The sequence below is a fragment of the Ornithinimicrobium sufpigmenti genome, assembly GCF_004322775.1.
Lineage (GTDB): Bacteria > Actinomycetota > Actinomycetes > Actinomycetales > Dermatophilaceae > Ornithinicoccus > Ornithinicoccus sufpigmenti.
This window is the reverse complement of the sequence record NZ_CP036403.1, coordinates 2542737-2562465: the sequence shown is the minus strand read 5'-3', so window position 1 is coordinate 2562465 and position 19729 is coordinate 2542737. Positions and strand designations below refer to the sequence as shown.

At 71.8% G+C, this 19729-nt stretch carries 19 protein-coding genes and 2 tRNA genes; 11 read left to right on the top strand and 10 right to left on the bottom strand.

Annotated features, from left to right (window positions below; translation table 11 throughout):
- Positions 1–5: 5 nt before the first annotated feature.
- Both ESZ52_RS11700 and ESZ52_RS19315 read left to right on the top strand, forming a co-directional pair.
- Positions 6–272, top strand: a complete 267-nt coding sequence (locus tag ESZ52_RS11700) for a DUF2277 domain-containing protein (RefSeq protein WP_131106598.1) — start codon at positions 6–8, stop codon at positions 270–272.
- Positions 273–306: 34 nt separating this feature from the next.
- The gene (locus ESZ52_RS19315; protein WP_181009984.1) at positions 307–930 is read left to right on the top strand and encodes a hypothetical protein; all 624 of its coding nucleotides are present in this window, start codon (positions 307–309) and stop codon (positions 928–930) included.
- Here ESZ52_RS19315 and ESZ52_RS11690 read toward each other — a convergent pair.
- Positions 927–1742, bottom strand: coding sequence for an MOSC domain-containing protein (locus ESZ52_RS11690; RefSeq protein WP_131105080.1), 816 nt, complete (start codon positions 1740–1742; stop codon positions 927–929). The genes ESZ52_RS19315 and ESZ52_RS11690 overlap by 4 nt on opposite strands.
- Positions 1743–1783: 41 nt before the next feature.
- Between ESZ52_RS11690 and ESZ52_RS11685 the strand changes: the two genes are divergently transcribed.
- From ESZ52_RS11685 to ESZ52_RS11665, 5 genes are all read left to right on the top strand, one after another.
- Complete coding sequence (locus tag ESZ52_RS11685; protein ID WP_181009985.1) at positions 1784–3100, top strand: deoxyguanosinetriphosphate triphosphohydrolase; 1317 nt, start codon at positions 1784–1786, stop codon at positions 3098–3100.
- Between the two features lie 113 nt (positions 3101–3213).
- Entirely contained in the window at positions 3214–4239 is a 1026-nt protein-coding gene (locus ESZ52_RS11680; RefSeq protein ID WP_131105079.1) for an NAD(P)H-dependent flavin oxidoreductase, read from the top strand.
- Complete coding sequence (locus ESZ52_RS11675) at positions 4236–5327, top strand: hypothetical protein (RefSeq protein ID WP_131105078.1); 1092 nt, start codon at positions 4236–4238, stop codon at positions 5325–5327. The genes ESZ52_RS11680 and ESZ52_RS11675 overlap by 4 nt, the downstream gene beginning before the upstream one ends.
- A gap of 159 nt (positions 5328–5486) precedes the next feature.
- The gene (locus tag ESZ52_RS11670) at positions 5487–5987 is read left to right on the top strand and encodes a SigE family RNA polymerase sigma factor (RefSeq protein WP_202865330.1); all 501 of its coding nucleotides are present in this window, start codon (positions 5487–5489) and stop codon (positions 5985–5987) included.
- Entirely contained in the window at positions 5984–7540 is a 1557-nt protein-coding gene (locus ESZ52_RS11665; protein ID WP_131105076.1) for an AMIN-like domain-containing (lipo)protein, read from the top strand. The genes ESZ52_RS11670 and ESZ52_RS11665 overlap by 4 nt, the downstream gene beginning before the upstream one ends.
- Before the next feature lie 45 nt (positions 7541–7585).
- On the opposite strand, the gene ligD is transcribed toward ESZ52_RS11665, so the two are convergent.
- Both ligD and ESZ52_RS11655 read right to left on the bottom strand, forming a co-directional pair.
- Positions 7586–8551, bottom strand: a complete 966-nt coding sequence (gene ligD / locus ESZ52_RS11660; protein WP_131105075.1) for a non-homologous end-joining DNA ligase — start codon at positions 8549–8551, stop codon at positions 7586–7588.
- A gap of 106 nt (positions 8552–8657) precedes the next feature.
- Positions 8658–10145: a DHA2 family efflux MFS transporter permease subunit gene (locus ESZ52_RS11655; RefSeq protein WP_238154542.1), complete on the bottom strand. Its 1488-nt coding sequence runs from the start codon at positions 10143–10145 to the stop codon at positions 8658–8660.
- A 354-nt stretch (positions 10146–10499) separates the two neighbouring features.
- Here ESZ52_RS11655 and dnaG point away from each other — a divergent pair, with 354 nt between their 5' ends.
- The 3 genes from dnaG to ESZ52_RS11640 all read left to right on the top strand — a co-directional run bounded on the left by dnaG (position 10500) and on the right by ESZ52_RS11640 (position 13423).
- Positions 10500–12566 carry a DNA primase gene (gene dnaG, locus ESZ52_RS11650; protein WP_131105073.1) on the top strand — a complete coding sequence of 689 codons (2067 nt, stop codon included), beginning with the start codon at positions 10500–10502 and terminating at the stop codon, positions 12564–12566.
- Positions 12567–12568: 2 nt separating this feature from the next.
- On the top strand, positions 12569–13150 hold the full coding sequence (locus ESZ52_RS11645) for a hypothetical protein (RefSeq protein WP_131105072.1): 582 nt from the start codon (positions 12569–12571) through the stop codon (positions 13148–13150).
- Between the two features lie 200 nt (positions 13151–13350).
- A tRNA-Asn gene (locus tag ESZ52_RS11640) sits at positions 13351–13423 on the top strand.
- 57 nt (positions 13424–13480) lie between these two features.
- Here the strand turns inward: ESZ52_RS11640 and ESZ52_RS11635 are convergent.
- The 6 genes from ESZ52_RS11635 to ESZ52_RS11610 form a co-directional block, all read right to left on the bottom strand.
- Positions 13481–14413 carry an amino acid ABC transporter permease gene (locus ESZ52_RS11635; protein WP_131105071.1) on the bottom strand — a complete coding sequence of 311 codons (933 nt, stop codon included), beginning with the start codon at positions 14411–14413 and terminating at the stop codon, positions 13481–13483.
- Positions 14410–15084: an amino acid ABC transporter permease gene (locus ESZ52_RS11630; RefSeq protein ID WP_131105070.1), complete on the bottom strand. Its 675-nt coding sequence runs from the start codon at positions 15082–15084 to the stop codon at positions 14410–14412. The genes ESZ52_RS11635 and ESZ52_RS11630 overlap by 4 nt, the downstream gene beginning before the upstream one ends.
- Before the next feature lie 82 nt (positions 15085–15166).
- A complete protein-coding gene (locus ESZ52_RS11625; protein ID WP_131105069.1) occupies positions 15167–16030 on the bottom strand; it encodes a glutamate ABC transporter substrate-binding protein in 864 nt (287 codons plus the stop codon).
- Positions 16031–16109: 79 nt separating this feature from the next.
- Complete coding sequence (locus tag ESZ52_RS11620; protein WP_131105068.1) at positions 16110–16886, bottom strand: amino acid ABC transporter ATP-binding protein; 777 nt, start codon at positions 16884–16886, stop codon at positions 16110–16112.
- 105 nt (positions 16887–16991) lie between these two features.
- Positions 16992–17065, bottom strand: a tRNA-Ile gene (locus ESZ52_RS11615).
- Between the two features lie 89 nt (positions 17066–17154).
- On the bottom strand, positions 17155–17574 hold the full coding sequence (locus ESZ52_RS11610; RefSeq protein WP_131105067.1) for a CBS domain-containing protein: 420 nt from the start codon (positions 17572–17574) through the stop codon (positions 17155–17157).
- Between the two features lie 252 nt (positions 17575–17826).
- Between ESZ52_RS11610 and ESZ52_RS11605 the strand changes: the two genes are divergently transcribed.
- A complete protein-coding gene (locus tag ESZ52_RS11605; RefSeq protein ID WP_131105066.1) occupies positions 17827–18342 on the top strand; it encodes a DUF3145 domain-containing protein in 516 nt (171 codons plus the stop codon).
- Between the two features lie 256 nt (positions 18343–18598).
- Here ESZ52_RS11605 and ESZ52_RS11600 read toward each other — a convergent pair whose 3' ends face one another.
- A complete protein-coding gene (locus ESZ52_RS11600) occupies positions 18599–19726 on the bottom strand; it encodes a glycosyltransferase (protein WP_131105065.1) in 1128 nt (375 codons plus the stop codon).
- Positions 19727–19729 lie beyond the last annotated feature (3 nt).

Genomic DNA, 19729 nt, shown 5'->3' with positions numbered 1-19729 from the left:
ACGGCATGTGCCGCAACATCCGCCCGCTCAACAACTTCGCGCCTCCCGCGACCCCGGAGGAGGTCCAGGCCGCGGCCCTGCAGTACGTCCGCAAGGTCGGGGGCGCCACCAAGCCGGCACGGGCCAACGAGGAGGCCTACGCCAGGGCAGTCGCGGCGATCTCCGCAGCGACCCAGGAGCTGCTGGACTCGCTGGTGACGACCGCCCCGCCGAAGGACCGGCAGGTCGAGGCGGACAAGGCGCGTGAGCGGGCCCGCGCCCGGTACGCCTGAGCCTCGTGCGCCATCCCCTCCCCGGGGGCAGTCGGTGAGCTCGACACCGTCCCTGCGCCGGAACGCGCCCGGTCCACGGCATCCCTCGCTCGCTCCCGACGCGCTGATCACGACCCGGAGCGACACCGTGCGGCACCTGCTCAACTGGGTCAACCTGTCCACACCCCTCGGCCTGGCGATGGCGCGGGCCGGGGGAGCGCGGCTGCGACGGGGACCGCGACGCAGCATCCTGGCCGACTACTACCGCTGGACCTTCCCCACCGGCGGCGCCTTCACCGTCGGCGACGTGATCATCTCGCGGCACGATCTCGACCTGCTGGTCGCCCGACGGCCTGCGCTGCTCGGGCACGAGCTGGTCCACTCGCGACAGTGGGCCGCCTGCCTCGGTCTGCCCTTCCTGCCGCTCTACGCCGCCTCGATGGGCTGGTCGTGGCTGCGGACCGGCGACCGGGCCGCACGCAGCTTCTTCGAGCGTCAGGCCGGCTTGCAGGACGGAGGGTATGTCGACGTCCCGCCCCGCCCTCTCGGGCCGGTGCTGGTCCTGGGGGCCGGGCGGGTGCGCGCGGCCGTCGCGGGCCGGCGCGGGCCCGGTGCCTCGGCCGACCTGGGGACCGGTCAGGGCCCGAGCGTCAAGGGAACGACAGAGCGGGTCGGTTAGGGCCGCACGTCACCGGCGACGACAGGGTCCCCCACGCGCAGGACCCCCTCATCCTGGGGCACCAGCCGGGTGCCGAACCAGGTCTTGCCGTCCCACCTGCGGTGCCGTGCCAGCGTGGCGATCGGCTCGGCGCCCCGGGCGAGGGTCTGCGGGTCGTAGGTGGTCAGCACGCAGCGGTCGCAGACCTCCGCGGTGCGGAACGTCACCTCACCCAGGCGGACCGTCCCCCAGCCATCCTCCGCGAACGGCTGCTCCCCGTCGATGACGACGTTGGGCCGGAAGCGCAGCATGTCCAGGGGCTGGGGCTGGTCACCCTCGTCAACCCAACCCTGCAGACGGGTGAGGGACGCGTGCGACGTGAGCAGCAGCGGCCCCGCGTCCGCGAGGGACAGCACGTCCCCTTCCTGTCCACCGTGCGCACCAGACACCCGCCGCACGCGCGGATCCTCCTGCCAGACCAGCCGCAGCGACCGACCGACCCGCTCGCTGATCCACCGGCTCACGTCCTCGTCGGCCGGGTTGGCGACGCCCTGTCGGCTGTGCCCCACCGGCACCGGCCCAATCCCGAGCGGGGTGTCCACGAGGACGCTCCCACCGTCGCGGTCACGGATCCGGAGGGTGTCCTCATCGAGCTGCTCGGCCCGCAGTCCCAGCAGCGCGGGCAGCTCTCGGGCCGTGACCGGCTCCCCGGCGGCGTCGACCATCGCCCAGCGCCGGTCGCCGGCCAGACCCCACGGCTCCACGACGACCTCGTCCCGGGACTGCCCGCCCAACGACTTGACCGGGAAGGTCCACAGCTCGATGATCCGCACGCCTGCCATCCTCCCATCGGTCCACCGCATACCCTCGAGGTGTGAGCAGCCCGTCGCCCGTCAGCCTCAAGGTGGAGGGGTATGCCGTGGCCGACCGGGAGCGCTGGGTCGCCGAGGACCCGGCGCAGAAGCGCTCCGACCGTCATGACTTCGCGCGGGACCGGGCGCGGGTGCTGCACAGCGCGGCGCTGCGACGGCTGGCGGCGACGACGCAGGTGGTGGCGCCGACCAGCGACGACTTCGTCCGCAACCGGCTGACCCACTCGCTCGAGGTCGCCCAGATCGGACGCGAGTTCGGCGCGGCCCTGGGCTGCGACGCGGACGTCGTGGACACCGCCTGCCTGGCCCACGACATCGGGCACCCGCCGTTCGGGCACAACGGGGAGGCCGTGCTGGACGAGCTGAGCGGCGACATCGGGGGTTTCGAGGGCAACGCGCAGACGCTGCGCGTGCTGACCCGGCTCGAGGCCAAGCGGGTGCATGCCGACGGCCGACCTGCCGGGCTGAACCTGACCCGCGCCAGCCTCGACGCAGCGACCAAGTACCCCTGGGCGCGCGGGGACGGACCTCAGGGACCGCTGGGACAAGGGGCGAAGACGGCGTCGGGCAAGTTCGGCGTCTACCGCGACGACCTCGAGGTCTTCCGCTGGGTGCGGGCGCACGCCCCGGCCGAGGAGCCGCACCGGCCCTGCCTGGAGGCGCAGGTGATGGACTGGTCCGATGACGTCGCCTACTGCGTCCACGACGTCGAGGACGCGATCGCCTCGGGGCGCGTGGCTCCCGAGGCTCTGCGGGACAGGGACGTCCAGCACCAGGTCGCCCGCCTCGCCCACGACTGGTACGCCCCCGACCTCGCGGTCGGCGAGCTCACGGGTGCGCTCGGGTCGGTCTTGGACAGCGGTGTGGTCCCGCTGCGGCACACCGGCACCCGCGCGGACCTGGCGGCCCTGAAGGACATGACGAGCCGGCTGATCGGGCACTTCGTGCACACCGTCGAGCTGGCGACCCGCGAGCGGTACGGCCCCGGGGTGCTCACCCGCTATGCCGCCGACCTGGTCGTCCCCGACCGGGTCCGGGCCCAGGCGGCGATGCTCAAGGCGGTGGCTGCGCACTTCGTCATGCTGAGCGAGGAGCGGCGTGCGGTGATGGACAACGAGCGCGAGGTCGTCAACGAGCTCGTCCGGCGCTACCTCGCCGATCCCCGGCTGCTGGACCCCGTCCACCGGGAGGCCTGGGACGCGGCGGAGCGCGCGGGCGACGACACCGCCGCCCGCCGCGCGGTCATCGACCAGGTCGCCTCCCTCTCCGACGTCCGTGCCCTTGCGATCTTCGCCCGCACCACCCCCGGCACCGCCTGAGCCACCGAACACGCCCAAAGTGCCCACAGAGCACCCCACAAGTCCCGACAGAACACGCGAGAAGGCCCCACAGAACACGCGAGAAGGCCCCACCGAACACGCGAGGAGTCCCGATGACCAGCCTGCTGACGACGCAAGACCTGCCGATCGTGGGCGCTCCCATGGCCGGGGGGATCAGCACGCCGCTGCTCGCCGCGGCCGTCAGCGACGCCGGCGGCCTGGGGATGCTCGCGGCGGGCTACCGCACGCCCGAGCAGCTGGCCGCCGACCTCGTCCACACCCGCGACCTCACCCAGCGTCCCTTCGGCGTCAACCTCTTCGTCCCGCGCGCTGCCGACCGCAGCCGGCACGAGGCCGCCGTCCGCGCCTTCCGTGACCGCCTGCTGCCGGAGGCGGAGGCGCTGGGGGTCGAGCCCGGGCACCCGTCCTGGGGCGACACCGACCACTGGACGGACAAGATGCTCCTGGTCGAGACGCTGCGGCCAACGGTGGTGTCCTGCACCTTCGGCGTGCCTCCCGCGCACGTGGTGGGCCGGTGGCGTACGGCCGGGATCGAGGTGCACCTCACGGTGACCTCGCTGGCCGAGGCCCGGGACGCGCTCGCCGTCCAGCCGGACGCCCTCGTCGTCCAGGGGAGCGAGGCGGGCGGCCACCGGGCCACCCACGACCCCGAGGCCGAGCCGGACGTCATCGACCACCTGGGTCTGCTCGAGGTCCTGGCGCCCGAGGTGGAGGTGCCGCTCGTCGCGGCCGGCGGCATCACCACCGCGGGCGACGTCCGCCGGGCCCTGGACGCCGGAGCCACCGCCGTCCAGGTCGGCACGGCGCTGCTCCTGGCCACCGAGGCGGGCACCTCGCAGACCTACCGCGCGGCCCTGCGCGACCCCTCGCTCACCGAACGCGTCACCACGCGGGCGTTCACCGGTCGGGTCGCCGGTGCGGTGCGCAACGACTTCGTCGACCGGCACGAGGGCCACGCACCCCCGGTCTTCCCCGTCGTCGACCAGCTGACCAAGCCGCTGCGGCGGGCGGCTGCGGACGCCGGGGACGTGCACGGGATCCACATCTGGGCGGGGTCCGGGTGGCGCGCCGCCCAGGAGCGCCCCGCCGGCGAAATCGTGGCCGAGCTCGCCCGGTGAACCCACCAGGCTGGCTCCCGCGCGGTGCCGAGCTCGCCGACCCCGTCGACCTCGGCGGGTCACGCCGCTCCACGGTCCTCCGGTATGCCGTCCGCTCCGGCCCCGCGGAGTGGGGCACCTCGGTCGTCGTCAAGACCTTCGCGCCCGACGCGACGGGCGGCGCGGTGCCCCGGGGCTACCTGCGGGAGCAGATCGGCCTGGCCCACCTCCCCTCGGCCCCCACGCTGCTGGCCAGCGACGATGCCAGCGCCAGCCTGCTGATGGAGGACCTGGGCACCCATCCGACCCTCGCGGACGTCCTGGTCGGCACGGACGCGGACACGGCATACCAGCAGACCCTGGCCTGGGCGGGTGCCCTGGGGCGCACGCTCCGGGCGGCCTCCTCGGCCCCGGCCGCGGTGCGGGCGGCGCTCGGTCCGGCGATCGCGGAGGATCGAAACGCCTTACGCCGCAACCCGCAGACCGGCCTCACCCGGCTGCGCGAGGTGGCGGGGCTTCGGCACGGTGCCGCGGCCGCAGCCGAGGTCGCCGACGTGGCGGACTGGCTCGCGGGGGACAGCGCGCGCCATGTCCTGGGCCCCGGTGACGCGTGCCCGGACAACGCCGTGCTGACACCCGGCGGGGTGCGCTTCGTGGACCTGGAGGGCACCGGGATCCGGCACGCCGCTCTGGAGGCTGCCTATGCAGCCGAGCCGTTCTCCACCTGCTGGTGCGTCTTCGCGCCGCCCTCGGGGCTCACCTCCTCGATGCTGTCGGCCTTCACCACGGGCGCCGAGACGGTCCTCCCCGGCCTGTCCCAGGACCCCGACTGGCACCGTCAGGTGCGGGCAGCGGTCGCGCTGTGGGTCGTCACGGGGGCGTTGTGGCTGCTCGACGGGGCCCTGGCCGACCGCAGGATCAACCCTGACCACGGGGGTCCTCCGTTCCGGGCCCTGCTCCTGGCGCGCTGGCGGTGGGTGGTGCGGGAGTGCGCTGAGGAGCTGCCGGACACGGCCGCGCTCTGCGACGAGGCAGTGACCTGGGCCTTGCGCAGCTGGCGGGAGGGGAGCAGGCTGGACCTGCCGGCCTACCCCGCCTTCGGCGGCTGACCGGACCGACGGTCGAGACCTCGCCCCGGGCGTGACACCGGGGCGGGGCCCGGTGCAGCCGTTCGACGTGACGTGCGGCTGCCCGACCTGAACCTTTGCGTCCGGCGGGGCGACAGGGTGGGGAGACGGTCGACGGAAGCCGAGAGGAGGCGCGCCGTGGTGACGACCGACCCCGCCTACACGCAGTTCGTGCAGGACCGGCAGGGACGGTTGAGGCGTGCGGCATACCTGATGTGCGGAGACGCGGACCAGGCAGAGGACCTGCTGCAGGAGGCGCTCATCGCGCTGGCCGAGAAGTGGGAGAAGGTCGAGCACCCCGACGCCTTCGTGCGCAAGGTGATCTATCGGCAGCGGGTCTCGTCGTGGCGCAGGACCCGGCACGAGACGGTCGTCGAGACGTTGCCGGACGCCGGCGTGGGTGACGGCGCGGAGGGTAGGGCGAGGGATGCTGAGGTCCATGACGTGCTGCGCTCCCTGCCGCCCCGGCAGCGTGCCGCGCTGGTGCTGCGCTACTTCGAGGACCTCACCGAGGCTCAGGCCGCCGAGGTGATGGGGATCGCGGTCGGCACCGTCAAGAGTCTGTCCCACCAGGCCATCGCCCGGATGCGGGAGGAGCTCGCAGCCCGCGCTGCGGAGCAGCAGTGGGAGGGGCAGCGATGAGCGAGGGGTATGGCGCGGACGGTCGGGGTGACGGGGGCACGGCTCTCGACGTCCGGGCCCTGCTGGAGGACGCCTCGTGGCCCGGGGAGCGGGAGAGCCTGGACCCGCACGAGCAGTGGAGCAGCGGTCGTCGCCGGCGCTCTCGCAAGCGGGCCGGTGCGGGCGTGCTCGGCGGCGTCGCGCTGGTCGCCGTGGCCGGGCTGGTGTGGCAGACGGGCGTGTTCGGGGGAGAGGTGGGTCCGGTCGAGCCCCACGTCGCGAACCTGCCCTCGGGGCTGACCACCTTCGTCCTGGCCGCGCCCGAGGCGGGGGAGCGGGACGTCAGGGACGCCAGGGCCGACATGGACACGGATGCGCAGGTCCAGGTGGCCGACCCCGCGGAGCTCGCCGGCACCTCGTGGGAGCTGACCGACCAGGTCTGGGGCAGCGACCGGCGCGCTTCCGAGGTCATCGGCTCCGGCGCCGAGACGGTCTTCTCCTTCGGCGGCGCGGCCGGCCGCGGCTGGGGCTTCGTCGCCGACGACTGCGGGGGCGGGTGGTTCCAGCAGGACCTGGAGCTGCGCGCGGACGGGTCCTTCGCCGGCAGCGATCTGGCCACCAGGGATCAGGACTGCCCCCCGCCGGCACAGACGGCCGAGGACTTCTGGCTCGAGGTGCTCGCCGATGGCGGGACCCTGCACCAGCTCGACCACGACTGGCTGCTGCTCTCGGTCGACGTCACCGCGGCCGACGCCGAGCAGGCACCGCCCACCAGCATCGAGACCGAGGCCCCCAGCATGACGACGGACGCGACTGGAGAGGCAGCTCCGGACCCGGTCGGGTCGCCGACGGCCGTGCCCACGTCGCCGGCGGTCGGGCCTACGCCGCCGGCAGTCGCCTCACCCACGGTGGCGCCGACCACGCCCGGGACGCCCTCCAGCCCGACCGCGCAGGACGCTCCGACCACGCCGACCACCACGACCGCACCCGCGGATCCGACGGCGGCACCGACGACGCCGGGTACCGCCCCCGCTTCGCCCGCTCCGACCTCGCAGCACCCGACCTCGCCCGTCACGCCGCCTGACGGCTCCTCGCCGCCGGGCGGTGGCCCGCCGTTCATGGACCCCGACGAGCAGTGGGTCGGCGAGCCGTGGCCCGCTTCCGGTGGCGGTGTCTACGCCCCGAGCGTCCGTGCAGGCGTGCACGACGGCTTCGACCGGATCGTCCTCGATCTCGCCGCGCAGCCGGGGGCGGCGGGGCCGGGCTGGTACGCCGTCTACACCCCCAACCCTCTCCGCGACGGGTCGGGTGCGCCGATGGGGATCGCCGGGGACTCCGTCCTGGAGATCGTCCTCAACAGCATGGCCTACCCCGAGCCGGGAGACCCGGTCTACGACGGAGGCGACTTCGGGCTCGACACGCACCGGCTCGACGCGGTCCAGGAGGTCATCCGCACCACGCCCTGGGAGGGCCAGCTCCAGCTCTTCATCGGCATGCAGGGTGAGCCCCGGCCCTACCGAGTCTTCCTGCTCCACGACCCGTTGCGGCTCGTGGTGGACGTGCAGACCTCCTGAGGCGCGCTCTGGGGCCGGTCGACCGGCCTGCCGCAGCCGAGTCGGTCAGTCCCCGTCCGGCTCCCCGGGGACCTCGGCGCCCTCCGCCTCGTCCCGCGCGGCCCACTCCAGCAGCGGGGCCAGGTCGAAGACGGCGTCGTCGATCCTTGCGTGCAGGTCGCCGAGCTCGGCATACCGGGCCGGCATAGTGCGGACGGTGAAGTCGCGCGGGTCGCAGTCGGGGACCTCCTCCCACCGCAACGGCGCTGAGACGGTCGCCTCCGGCGTGGCTCGGATGGAGTAGGCCGCGGCGATCGTGTGGTCCCGGGCGTTCTGGTTGAAGTCCACGAACACCTTGCGCGGGTCGCGGTCCTTGCGCCACCACACCGTCGTCGCCTCCTCGGTGCGCCGCTCCACCTCCCGGGCGAAGGCCAGCGCCGCCCGGCGCACGTCGTGGAAGCCGTGCTCGGGCGGAATCCGCACGTAGACGTGGATGCCGTGGGAGCCGGTCGTCTTCGGCCAACCAACCGCCCCCAGCTCGTCCAGCACCTCCCGGGCGACGCCGCATACCCGTCGGACGGTGGCCAAGTCGCACTCCTCACCGGGGTCGAGGTCGATCCGCCACTCGTCCGGCTGCTCGACGTGCCCGCGGCGGCTGTTCCAGGGGTGGAACTCCACGGTCGACATCTGCACGCACCAGATCACCTGGGCCAGCTCGGTGACGCACAGCTCGTCGGCGGTCCGGTTGTAGCGCGGGAAGGTGACCCGCACCGTCTCCATCCAGTCAGGTGCGCCGTGCGGCAGCCGCTTCTGGTGCACGCGCTCGCCGGTCGTGCCGTCCGGGAAGCGGTGGAGCATGCACGGCCGCTCGCGCAACGCGGTGACGATCCCGTCGCCGACCTGCAGGTAGTACTGCGCCAGGTCCAGCTTGGTCAGGCCGCTGTCGGGGAAGTAGACGCGGTCGGGGTTGGAGATCCGCACGGTCCGCCCGCCCACCTCGAGCTCGATCGCGGAGCTGCTCGCCTTGGCCATGGGCCCCAGGCTAGAGCAGGGGTATGCCGCGCACGCTCCTCAGCGGGTCCTTCCCGCTGGGGGACCGTGCGGGGCGGGTGTCAGCACGCACCCACGTAGGCGCTGCTCAGTGGGCCGCGAGGGGCTCGTGGGGGCTGTCCTGGGGGTCATCGAGCGGGCGCCGCACGAACAGGGTCAGCACGGCGACGACGCAGGCCAGTCCGGCGGCGACGAGCAGCGCGGTGCGGATGCCAGCGCCGAGCGCGTCGTCCGGCGCGGCCCCGTCCGCGACCAGCGCGACCGAGCTCAGCTGCATGATGGCCACCGCCATCGCGGCACCCGCGGCGCCGGCGACCTGCTGGGCTGCTCCGAGCAGGGCACTGCCGTGCGACGCCAGCCGCCGGGGCAGGGAACCCAGACCGGAGGTGAAGACGGGGGTGAAGAGGAAGGCCAGGGAGATGCTCATCACGACGTGCAGGGCGAGCACGACCCACCAGGGGGACGACTGCACCGACAGGGCCAGCCCACCCATCGCGACCACCAGGACGAGGGAGCCGGGCACCACCAGCGGGCGCGGACCGACCCGGTCGTAGAGCCGGCCGACCGCCGGGCCGAGCAGACCCATCACGACCGCACCCGGCATGAGCATCAGGCCGGACTGCAGCACGCTCATCCCGCGCACGTCCTGCATCACGATGGGCAGGAGCAGCATGGCGCCCAGCATCCCCATGAAGGCCAGGCACAGGACGCCCAGCGCGACGACATACCGCGAGACGGTCAGCGTGCGCAGGTCCAGGAACGGGTCGTCGCGACGCTGCAGCACCACCTGGCGCCAGCCGAACAGGGCGAGCGCGAGCCCACCCACGAGGAGGGCCCAGAGCGGGTCGATCGGGGCACCACCGCCGGAGGCCTCCCCGAGGGCCGAGAGCCCGTAGACGACGCCTCCGAAGCCCAGCGCGGTGAAGAGCACCGACAGCAGGTCCAGGCGGGTGGGGGTGCCGGGCTCGCTGCCCCGCAGCAGACGCACGCCCGCCAGCCCCATCAGGATCGCGATGGGCAGGACCAGGCCGAACAGCCAACGCCAGGACCCCAGCTGCATGATGACGCCAGACACGGTCGGACCCATCGCCGGTGCGACCGACATGGCCAGGGTGAGGTTGCCCATCACCCGACCCCGCCGCTGCGGGGGGACCAGCGCCATGATCGTCGTCATCAGCAGCGGCATCATCACCGCGGTGCCAGCCGCCTGGACGACGCGGCCGAGCAGGAGGATGGAGAACGAGGGCGCGAGGAGGCACAGGGTCGTGCCGATGGCGAAGGTGCCGATGGCCAGCGCGTACGCCGTCTGGATGCTCACCCGCTGCAGCAGCCACCCGGTCATCGGGATGACGACGGCCATGGTGAGCAGGAAGCCGGTGGTGAGCCACTGGCCCGTGGCGGCGGTGATCTGGAAGACCTCCATGAGCCGGGGCAGCGCGTTCACCATCAGCGTCTCGTTGAGGATGACCACGAAGGCCGCGGCCGTCAGCACCCGCAGGACGAGCCGGACCCGGGCATCGTCCGGGGCGGCGTGGAGGGTCTGGGCGGGTGCGGCGGCATCGGCGTCGGCGGTCAAGGCGGTCTCCCGAGGATCAGGGGTGGGTGGCGCGAAGCCGGTGAGCCGGGCGCGGGACCGAGAGATCGGTCGCGCTCGCAGCCGTATAAGGGTAGACGCTCGCGGGGCATTCCCTCGACGGATCATTCGACAGGTGTCCTGACGGAGGTATGGGCAGATGGACGGTCCGGGCGGACTGGCGCACCTGCGGTCTCGGGTCCCTGGGGGGAGTTGACCCAGGTGCGGGCGCCCGCGGCTGACGGGTCTTCAAGGGACGTCTTCCGCGGGCGGGGGCCGGCGGCTGACGGGTGCACTGGGGACGACCGGCGGGGATGTGGGCCCGGCGACCTAGACTCACCGCAAGAGAGGAGGTGCGTGGTGCGGCGGATCAACGACGAGGACAAGCAGGCACTGAAGGACAAGGCCTCCATCGAGGACGTGGTCCGGGAGCACGTCACGCTGCGCAGCGCAGGTGTGGGGGCGCTGAAGGGTCTGTGCCCGTTCCACGACGAGAAGACACCTTCCTTCAACGTCCGTCCCGCCCTGGGCACCTACCACTGCTTCGGCTGCGAGGAGGGGGGTGACGTCATCGACTTCATGATGAAGATCGACCACCTCACCTTCGCCGAGGCGGTCGAGCGGCTCGCCGACAAGGTCGGCTTCACCCTGCGCTACGAGGAGACGGGCGGCCCGGGAGGCCGCAGCGACCAGCCGCCGGTCGGGCAGCGGACCCGTCTCATGGAGGCGCACCGGGTGGCCGAGGAGTTCTACCACGAGGCACTGGTCCACTCCGCGGAAGGACGCAAGGGCCGCGACTTCCTGCGCGACAAGGGCTTCAACGGTGCGCACGCGACCCGCTTCATGGTGGGGTACGCCCCGCGGGCCGGCACCGCCCTGGTCGACCACCTGCGGCTCAAGGGGTTCACCGAGGAGGAGCTCCTCCTCGGCGGGCTGGCCAACCGCCGCGGCCGCGGTCTCTCGGACCGCTTCCAGGGGCGGGTGCTGTGGCCGATCCGCGCCATCACGGGGGACACCGTCGGCTTCGGCGCCCGGCGGCTCTACGAGGACGACTGGAGCCCGGCGAAGTACCTCAACACCTCCGAGACGCCTCTCTACAAGAAGACCGGGGTGCTCTACGGCCTCGACCTGGCCAAGAAGGCCATCGCCGCCGAGCGCACGGCGGTCGTCGTCGAGGGCTACACCGATGTCATGGCCGCGCACCTGGCCGGGGTGGAGACCGCGGTCGCGACCTGCGGCACCGCCTTCGGCTCCGACCACATCACGATCCTGCGCCGGATCCTGCGCGACGAGGCGGGCAGGGCCCCGGCGCGGGTGATCTTCACCTTCGACGGCGACGCCGCGGGCCAGAAGGCGGCGATGCGGGCCTTCGAGCAGGACCAGCGCTGGGCGGCCAGGTCCTATGTCGCGGTCGCGGCCGACGGGGCCGACCCCAACGACCTCTGGGTCGCAGGCGAGGGCGAGACGGACGAGGAGAAGGGCCGCGGGGTCAGGGAGCTGGTCGAGGCAGCCCAGCCGATGTTCGAGTTCGCGGTGCGCACCACCCTGGCCCCCTACGACCTGGCGGAGGCCGCCCAGCGGGTGCAGGCCATGCGTGCCGTCGCGCCGATCCTGGCCCAGATCAAGGACCAGACACTGCGCCCCGAGATCACCCGCGACGTCGCCGGCTGGATGGGCATCGACCCTGCGTCGCTGACCGCTGAGGTGCACAAGGCGGCGCGGGCACCCCAGCGCGGATCGGGCGCGAACTTCCGCCCGGGGCCGGCGCCCGGGCAGCGACAGGTAGCCGGTGGGCGTGGGCAGGGTGCCCCGAAGGGTGCGGGTGGGGCACGGACTGCACCGGCGCCAGGTGGTTCCGGTATGCCGGGGGCAACACCCGAGCCCGGTGCGCCTGGTGGTGGGTCATCCCAGAACGGCCCGCCACCGATGCCACGTCCGGACCTGCGTGACCCGGTACAGATGGCCGAGCGCCACCTGCTCCAGGTGGCCCTGCAGTACCCGCTCGCGATCGTCCCCGAGGACGTGGACGAGCTGGACCCGGCCGGCTTCCGCGCCCCGATGCACCGGGCTGTCTGGCACGCCGTCCGCACCGCCGGCGGGGTGCCCGCCGCGTCGGCGATGTCGGCCGCCGCCTGGGTGCAGGCGGTGGTACGGCATACCCCTGCGGAGGTCCACCCGCTCGTCCACGGGCTGACCGTGGACCCGGTGCCCTCCAAGCTGGACCCAGAGACCGGCGTCCCGACGGAGGTCTTCGTCGACTCCCTCGTGCTGCGCGTCCGCCTCGCGGGCGTCGAGCAGCAGGTCGCGGAGCGGATGAGCGCGCTGGCGCGGGCGACGCCTGGCTCGCCCGGGGAGCGGCTGATCGCCGAGGAGCTCAACCGACTGCACCACGAACGGGCCCGCCTGCGGGCCAGGATGGAGTGACCGTGGCCTTGTTCAGGCGCCGACCCAAGATCGTCATCGGGGAGCTGCCCCCGCCGCAGCGCGCCCCCAAAGACATCCCCCAGGAGGCGTTGCCCGAGCTCACGCGCGGGGAGCGGGTCCTCGCCGTGGCGCAGGAGGACGCATCCGGGCACTGGCTGGTGCTGACGACGTACCGGCTACTGGAGCGTTCCGCGGAGGGTCTGACGGCCCTGGAGCGGTCCTGGCACGAGGTCGACACCGGCACCTGGGACCCCGACCTGTGGGTGCTGAGCGTCTCCTTCACCGACGGTGACCACGGGCGGCAGTGGCAGCTGAAGTCGCAGACCGGCCCCGGCGAGGTGCCGCAGGTGCTGCGCGAGCGGACCACTGCCACCGTCGTGCTCATGCGCGTGGTCGACCTCGGCCCGCGCCGCACCGCACGGGTCACCGTCCGCAAGAACCTGGCCACCCGGGAGCTGGACGAGCAGGTCATCCTGGGCCGCGGCTCCCGCACCGATGACAGGGAGCTGATGGCGGCCGTCGACCGGGCCCGAGGCGACCTGCGCAACCAGACCGGGCTGCCGCCTGCCTCAACCGCCCCGTGACACGACGCCGCACATCGTGGGATCAAGGTTGTGCTGAGGCTTCACCCCGCTGCACCAAGTCCGCTCAGCAGTACGTGGGATCAAGGTTGTGCGCAGCCGCAGAGGGGCCCTGGGACAGGTCAGTGGATCCGGCCCTTCCCAGGAGACGCCGATTTCGAGGCGGCGCGCTCCCTTTGCTACAGTCTGACCTCGCACCTCCTTCCCCTGTAGCTCAATTGGCAGAGCAGCCGGCTGTTAACCGGCAGGTTACTGGTTCGAGTCCAGTCGGGGGAGCGCAGCACAAAGGCCCGGCACCAGATGGTGCCGGGCCTTCGTCGTCGTCAGCTCCGCTCAAGGACGGTGGCCGGGCCGAAGATCCGGCGCCCGAGCCTGTGGGCCCTCCAGCTCAGCTTCCGCCGCCGTGACGTCCATCGACGGGCCGTAGCCGGTGTCCTTGGCACGGACCGCCCGGCCGCTCTTGCGCAGCCGCTTCTCCAGCCGCTCGGCCAGCACCGTCACGGCGTAGTTGATGAGGATGAACAGCACCGCGGCGGTAAGGAAGGCCACCGTCGTGTTGCCGAACCGGCTGCCCATCTGCCGGGCGGAGATGAGCAGCTCGGGGTAGAGGATGAAGTAGCCCAGAGCGCTGTCCTTCAGCACGACCACCATCTGGCTGACCAGCGCCGGGAGCATGGCGGTCAGCGCCTGCGGCACCAGGATCATCCGGCGCACCTGGGTCGGGTTCAGCCCGATGGACAGACCTGCCTCCCGCTGGCCGGCCGGGAGGGAGGCCACGCCGTTGCGGATGACCTCGGCCATCACCGCGCCGTTGTAGAAGACCAGCCCGATGACCACCGCGACGAGTGGCCGCTGCTGGACGGGGACCGGAGTGTAGGCCGTGACGAAGGTCAGCGCGAAGATCATCATGATCAGCACCGGGACGGCGCGGAAGAACTCGATGAAGAGCATGGAGGTCCACCGCAGCACCCGGTTGTCCGACATCCTGCACATCGCTGCCACGAGCGCGATCGCGAAGGCGATGGTGATGGAGAAGATGGCCGCCAGGATGGTGGCCCGGATGCCGGGCAGCAGGTAGTAGATCCACGCCTCGGAGCCGAAGATCGGTTCCCACCGCGGCGGCGTGATCTGCTCCAGCCCCCACAGGGTCCAGAGGAACCAGGCCAGGACCGCCGCGATGACCAGACCGCCGACCACCGAGCTGATGAGGTGGATCCGCCTGGCGCGGGGCCCGGGGGCGTCGAAGAGGACGTTCGCGCTGCTCATCGGCGCACCGCATACTTCTGGGAGGCCCAGCTGGTGAGCATCCCCATGGGCAGGGTGATGAGCACGAAACCGACGGCGACGATGAGGAAGATCAGGAAGAGCACGTCGGGTCGGAACTCGATGGCCCGCCGCATGGACAGCGACACGACGCCGACACCGATGACGGCTGCCACGGTGGTGTTCTTGGTCAGCGCGATGAGCACATTGCCCAGCGGGGTGATGGCGCCGCGGAAGGCCTGGGGGAGAATGACGTGCCGCAGGCTCTGCGAGAAGGTCAGTCCGATCGAGCGTGCCGCCTCGGCCTGGCCGAGCGGGATCGTGTTGACGCCGCTGCGCAGGGCCTCGCACACGAACGCCGCGTGGTAGACCGACAGGCTCAGGATCGCCAGCCGGATGTTGTTCGTCACGGAGTCCGGTCCCAGCTCCAGCCCCAGCTGAACCCACAGGATGACGTTGGAGGACAGGATGATCAGGGTCAGCGGTGTGTTTCGCAGCGCCTGGACAAGGAAGCCGCCCACGACGTTGAGCGTCCTGATCGGCACCAGGCGCATGATGGCCAGCATGGTGCCCAGGAGCAGCGCCCAGAAGGCGCTCCACAGGGTCAGCCACAGCACCAGGCCGAAACCCTGGACGAAGTCGAAGCGTTCGATCAGCTCCGGGATGTCCTGCATTGAATCTCCTGACAGGTCTGCTCACGGTGGTCGGCCGGTCCGGTGCTGGACCGGCCGACCACGAGGGTGTGGCTCACGGGCCTCAGGCGCAGTGGCCGCCAGCCTCCGGCGGGTTGGCGTCGCTGGGGGTGTAGTCGCCGAGGTTGTCCTCGATGATGCTCTCCATCGTCCCGTCCTCCCACATCTCGGCGATGATCTCGTTGACCTGCTCGCAGGCCTCGCTGTCCTGGTTGAGGCCGATGCCGAACAGCTCCTCGCTGAACGTGTTGCCGGTCACCCGGAACTGGCCCGCCCACTGCTCCTGCGCGGCATACCCCGCCAGGATCACATCGTCGGTGGTCAGCGCGTCGACGCGGTCGGCAGCCAGGGCCTCCATGCACAGGGTGTAGGTGTCGTAGGTGGACAGGTCGATGTCCAGGTCGGCGTACTCCTCGGCGATCCGCTCGGCGGGGGTGGAGCCCGCGACGGAGCACAGGGTGCGGCCGTCGAGGTCCTCGGGGCCCTCGATGTCGCTCTCGTTCTTGACCAGCAGATCCTGGCCGGCGACGAAGTAGGGGCCGGCGAACTGCACGCGCTCCTTGCGCTCGTCGGTGATGGAGTACGTCGCGGCGATCATGTCGACGGTGCCGTTGACCAGCATGTCCTCCCGCTGCGGGGTGGGGGACTCCTGCCAGCTGATGTCGTCCTCCTCGTAGCCCAGCCGGCTGGCGACCTCGCGGGCGACGCCGACGTCCATCCCCTGGTACTCACCCTCGATGAGGATGCCGGTGCCGGGCTGGTCGATCTTGGTGCCGATGGTGATGCTGTCGCCGAAGGGCAGGTCGCCGCCCTCGCCGCCGCCCGTGCTGCCGCCGTCGCCGTCGTCGCCGTTGCCGTTGCCGCAGGCGGCCAGGGTGAGGGCCGCGACCGCGGCGAGGGCCGGGATGCGGAAGTGAGTGCTACGCATGGGTGGATCTCCTTCGATGTATGCGGATGTATGCGGATGTGTGCGGAAGGTGCGAGAACTGGCGTGCGTCAGGGTGTGCTCAGTGGGCCAGGATCTTGGACAGGAAGTCCTTGGCCCTGGAGGACTGGGGGTTGGTGAAGAACTCCTCGGGGGTGTTCTCCTCGACGATCGCGCCGTCGGACATGAAGACGACCCGGTCGGCCGCTCGGCGGGCGAAGCCCATCTCGTGGGTGACCACGATCATGGTCATCCCGCTCTTGGCCAGCTGGATCATCACGTCGAGGACCTCGTTGATCATCTCCGGGTCCAGGGCCGAGGTGGGCTCGTCGAAGAGCATCACCCGTGGCTCCATGGCCAGGCTGCGGGCGATGGCCACGCGCTGCTGCTGGCCACCGGAGAGCTGGGCGGGGTACTTCTCCGCCTGGTGCTCCACCCCGACCCGCTCCAGAAGCTCCATGGCCCGAGCCTTGGCCGCCGCCGGCTTGGCCTTGCGTACCTTGGTCGGCCCCAGGCTGACGTTCTCCAGGATGGTCTTGTGGCTGAAGAGGTTGAAGCTCTGGAACACCATCCCCACGTCGGCGCGCAGGGCGGCCAGCGCCTTGCCCTCCTCGGGCAGCTCCTCGCCGGCGATGGTGATGGACCCGCTCTCGATGGGCTCCAGGCGGTTGATGGCGCGGCACAGCGTCGACTTACCAGAGCCGGACGGGCCGATCACGACCACGACCTCACCCTCGTGGACCGTGAGGTTGATGTCCTTGAGCACGTGCAGGTCGCCGAAGTGCTTGTTGACGTCCTGAAGGACGACCAGGGGAGCGCCCAGGTTGGTCCCCGGGGTCGGCACGGCGGTGTCGGTCATGTCGGGCACGATAGTGCGGGGACCCCCGCGCGACCCGCATCTGTCAACAGATGTCACCGACTTGTGACCTTGCCCCAGGGTCACGCTGTGACCCGGTGTCTTGGGTGGGCCAGCAGGGGCTTGAACCCTGGACCGACGGATTATGAGTCCGTTGCTCTAACCGGCTGAGCTACTGGCCCCGGCGTGCGAGCCGCGACCTCGTCGCGCCACCGCACCGCCAGCCGAGCCTACCTGTCCGCTGCGGGTCCTTCCGCCAGCGCCTCGACAGTCACTGCCGAAGGTAGTTCTCCAGGTGGTCCCGCTCCGCCTCGAGGGCGTCGAGCCGAGCCTTGACGACGTCACCGATCGAGACGATGCCGGCCAGGCCGTCGTCGGTGACGACCGGCATGTGTCGGAAGCGGCCCTCGGTCATCGTCGTCGCGAGCTGCACCAGGTCGTCCTCGGGGGTGCAGGTGCGGATGTCGCCGGTCATCATCTGCGACACGGTCGTGCCGGCGTCGAGGCCGCCCCGCAGTTGGTGGACCACGTCCCGCTCGGAGGCGATCCCCACGACCTCGTCCCCGTCGACCACCACGACCGCACCGATACGGTTGTCGTCCAAGGTCTCCAGCAGCTCCGCAACCGTCGCCGTCGACGGGAGGGTGATGACTGAGGAGCCCTTCTTCTTGATCAGGTCAGCCACGCGCATACCCGAACCTAGCACGGGGTATGCAGCCCCGCCAGGGTCCGAGAAGGGGCTGGACCACGCCTTGACAGGGCGCTGGCAGCCCGCTGTCACGCGTTGAGGCGCGTGGGGCTGTTGTTGTACTTGCTCAGAACGGGAACAGGGAGCACAATGTGACACATAACCGCAGATCGCACGTGACAGAGGCAAGACTGAGCATCGCATCCCGGTGAACGAGGCGTTGGGGAAGACGTCCCTCACCACCAGGAGGTCAGGATGTCCGCTGTCATGCCCCGAGTCATGACCCGTGGAGTGGTCTTCATCCACTCCACGCCTATTGCGCTGTGCCCACACATCGCCTGGGCCCTGGAAGGGGTCCTGGACACCCGTGTCAGCCTGGACTGGGTGGCGCAGCCGGCGCAGACCGGCACCATGCGCACCGAGTTTGCCTGGACCGGCGAGGCCGGCACGGGCGCCACGCTCGCCAGCGCGATGCGCGGCTGGGACGGCCTGCGGTATGAGGTCGTCGAGGAAGCCAGCCGCGGGAGCGACGGCGTGCGCTGGACGCACACCCCCGAGCTCGGTCTGCACACGGCACGACTGTCGGCCAACGGCGACGTCGTCGTCAACGAGGATCGGCTGCGCTCGATCGTGGAGGCGGCCGGCGGCAGCGCCGCGACCCTGGTGGCCGAGCTCGACCGTGCGCTGGGCACCGCCTGGGACGCCGAGCTGGAGCACTTCCGGTATGCCGGTGAGGGCGCCCCGGTGAACTGGTTGCACAAGGTCGGCTGACAGCCCCGCGAGGACACGAGCTTGCGAGGCCCGCAGCGGGGCGCGGAAGCCGACGGGAGGGCAAGGTCGGCTGACGGCCCCGCGAGGACACGAGCTTGCGAGGCCCGCAGCGGGGCGCGGAAGCCGACGGGAGGGCAAGGTCGGCTGACAGCCCCGCGGCGGGATGTCGCGTGGTCGGTTGCGTGCTCTGTCGGGCCCTTTCCCGTGCTCTGTCGGACTCATTGACGTGTTCTGTCGGGCCCTTTCCCGTGTCCTGTCAGGGGGTGGCGGCGGGGGAGCCGACCTCGCGGGCGACCTGCTCGTGGATGGAGATCATCCGCCGGGCGGAGGTGGGCCAGCTGAAGAGCTCGGCCTGGGCGCGGGCTGCGGCGTGGGCCCCGGGGCGGGTCAGCAGCTCCTCGATGCCGTCGGCGAAGGCGACCGGGGTGGAGGGCCGGACCGTGCCGCCGGGGCCGACGACCTCCTGCAGCGCCCCCTCGTCGGAGCAGACCACCGGCACGCCGAGGGCCAGCACCTCCAGGGCGGCGAGGCCGAAGGTCTCCAGCGGTCCGGGCGAGATGGCCACGTCTGCCTGACCCATCCGGGCCGCGAGCTCGGCCCGGTCGGTGATGTAGGAGTGGAAGGTGACCGGCAGGTTCTGCGCCCGCTCGATCAGGGCCCCGAGCATCGGCCCTGCGCCGAAGACGGTGAGCCGCACGTCGTGGCCCCGGCGGACCAGCTCGCGGACGGTCTCGACGGATAGGCCGGGGTTCTTCTCGGGCGAGAGTCGGCTGCAGTGCACGATCTGGATCGGCTCACCGGGGGGCGGGGGCGTCCAGGCGTGCACGTCGCGAACGGGCCGGAAGGTCTCCAGGTCGACCCCGAGCGGCACCACGTGGGCGTCGATGCCGTTGCGGTGGAACTCCTCGGCGGCGAACTCGCTGGGGCACACGATCGCGTCGTAGTCGTGCGCGCTGCGGCGGTTGATGAAGTCGGCGGCCCAGTGCGCCGGCCGGTCGGGCACCGGCGTGCGGCGCACCAGGATGCCGGTCATGTTCTCGTGGCTGATCATCACCGAGCCGATGCCCCGGCTGCGGGCCCAGCGGCCCATCCACCGGGTAGTGGCGCGGTCGGAGACCTCCAGGGCGTCGGGGGCGATGGCCTCCATCAGCCGCATCATCCCTACCCGGCTCCAGATGAGCGAGTAGCCGGAGCCGGGGATCGGCGTGGCCGGCACGCGGTAGACCAGCCCCTGCGCCTCCTCGGTGATCTCCTGCCCGGGCCCCGGGATGATCAGCGAGGCGCGGTGCCCCAGCTCCTGGTAGTGCTCGCCCCAGGCCCGCAGCGCGGTCTTGATCCCGCCGGAGGTGGGGCTGACGAAGTTGGCGACCCGCAGGATGTGCATGCC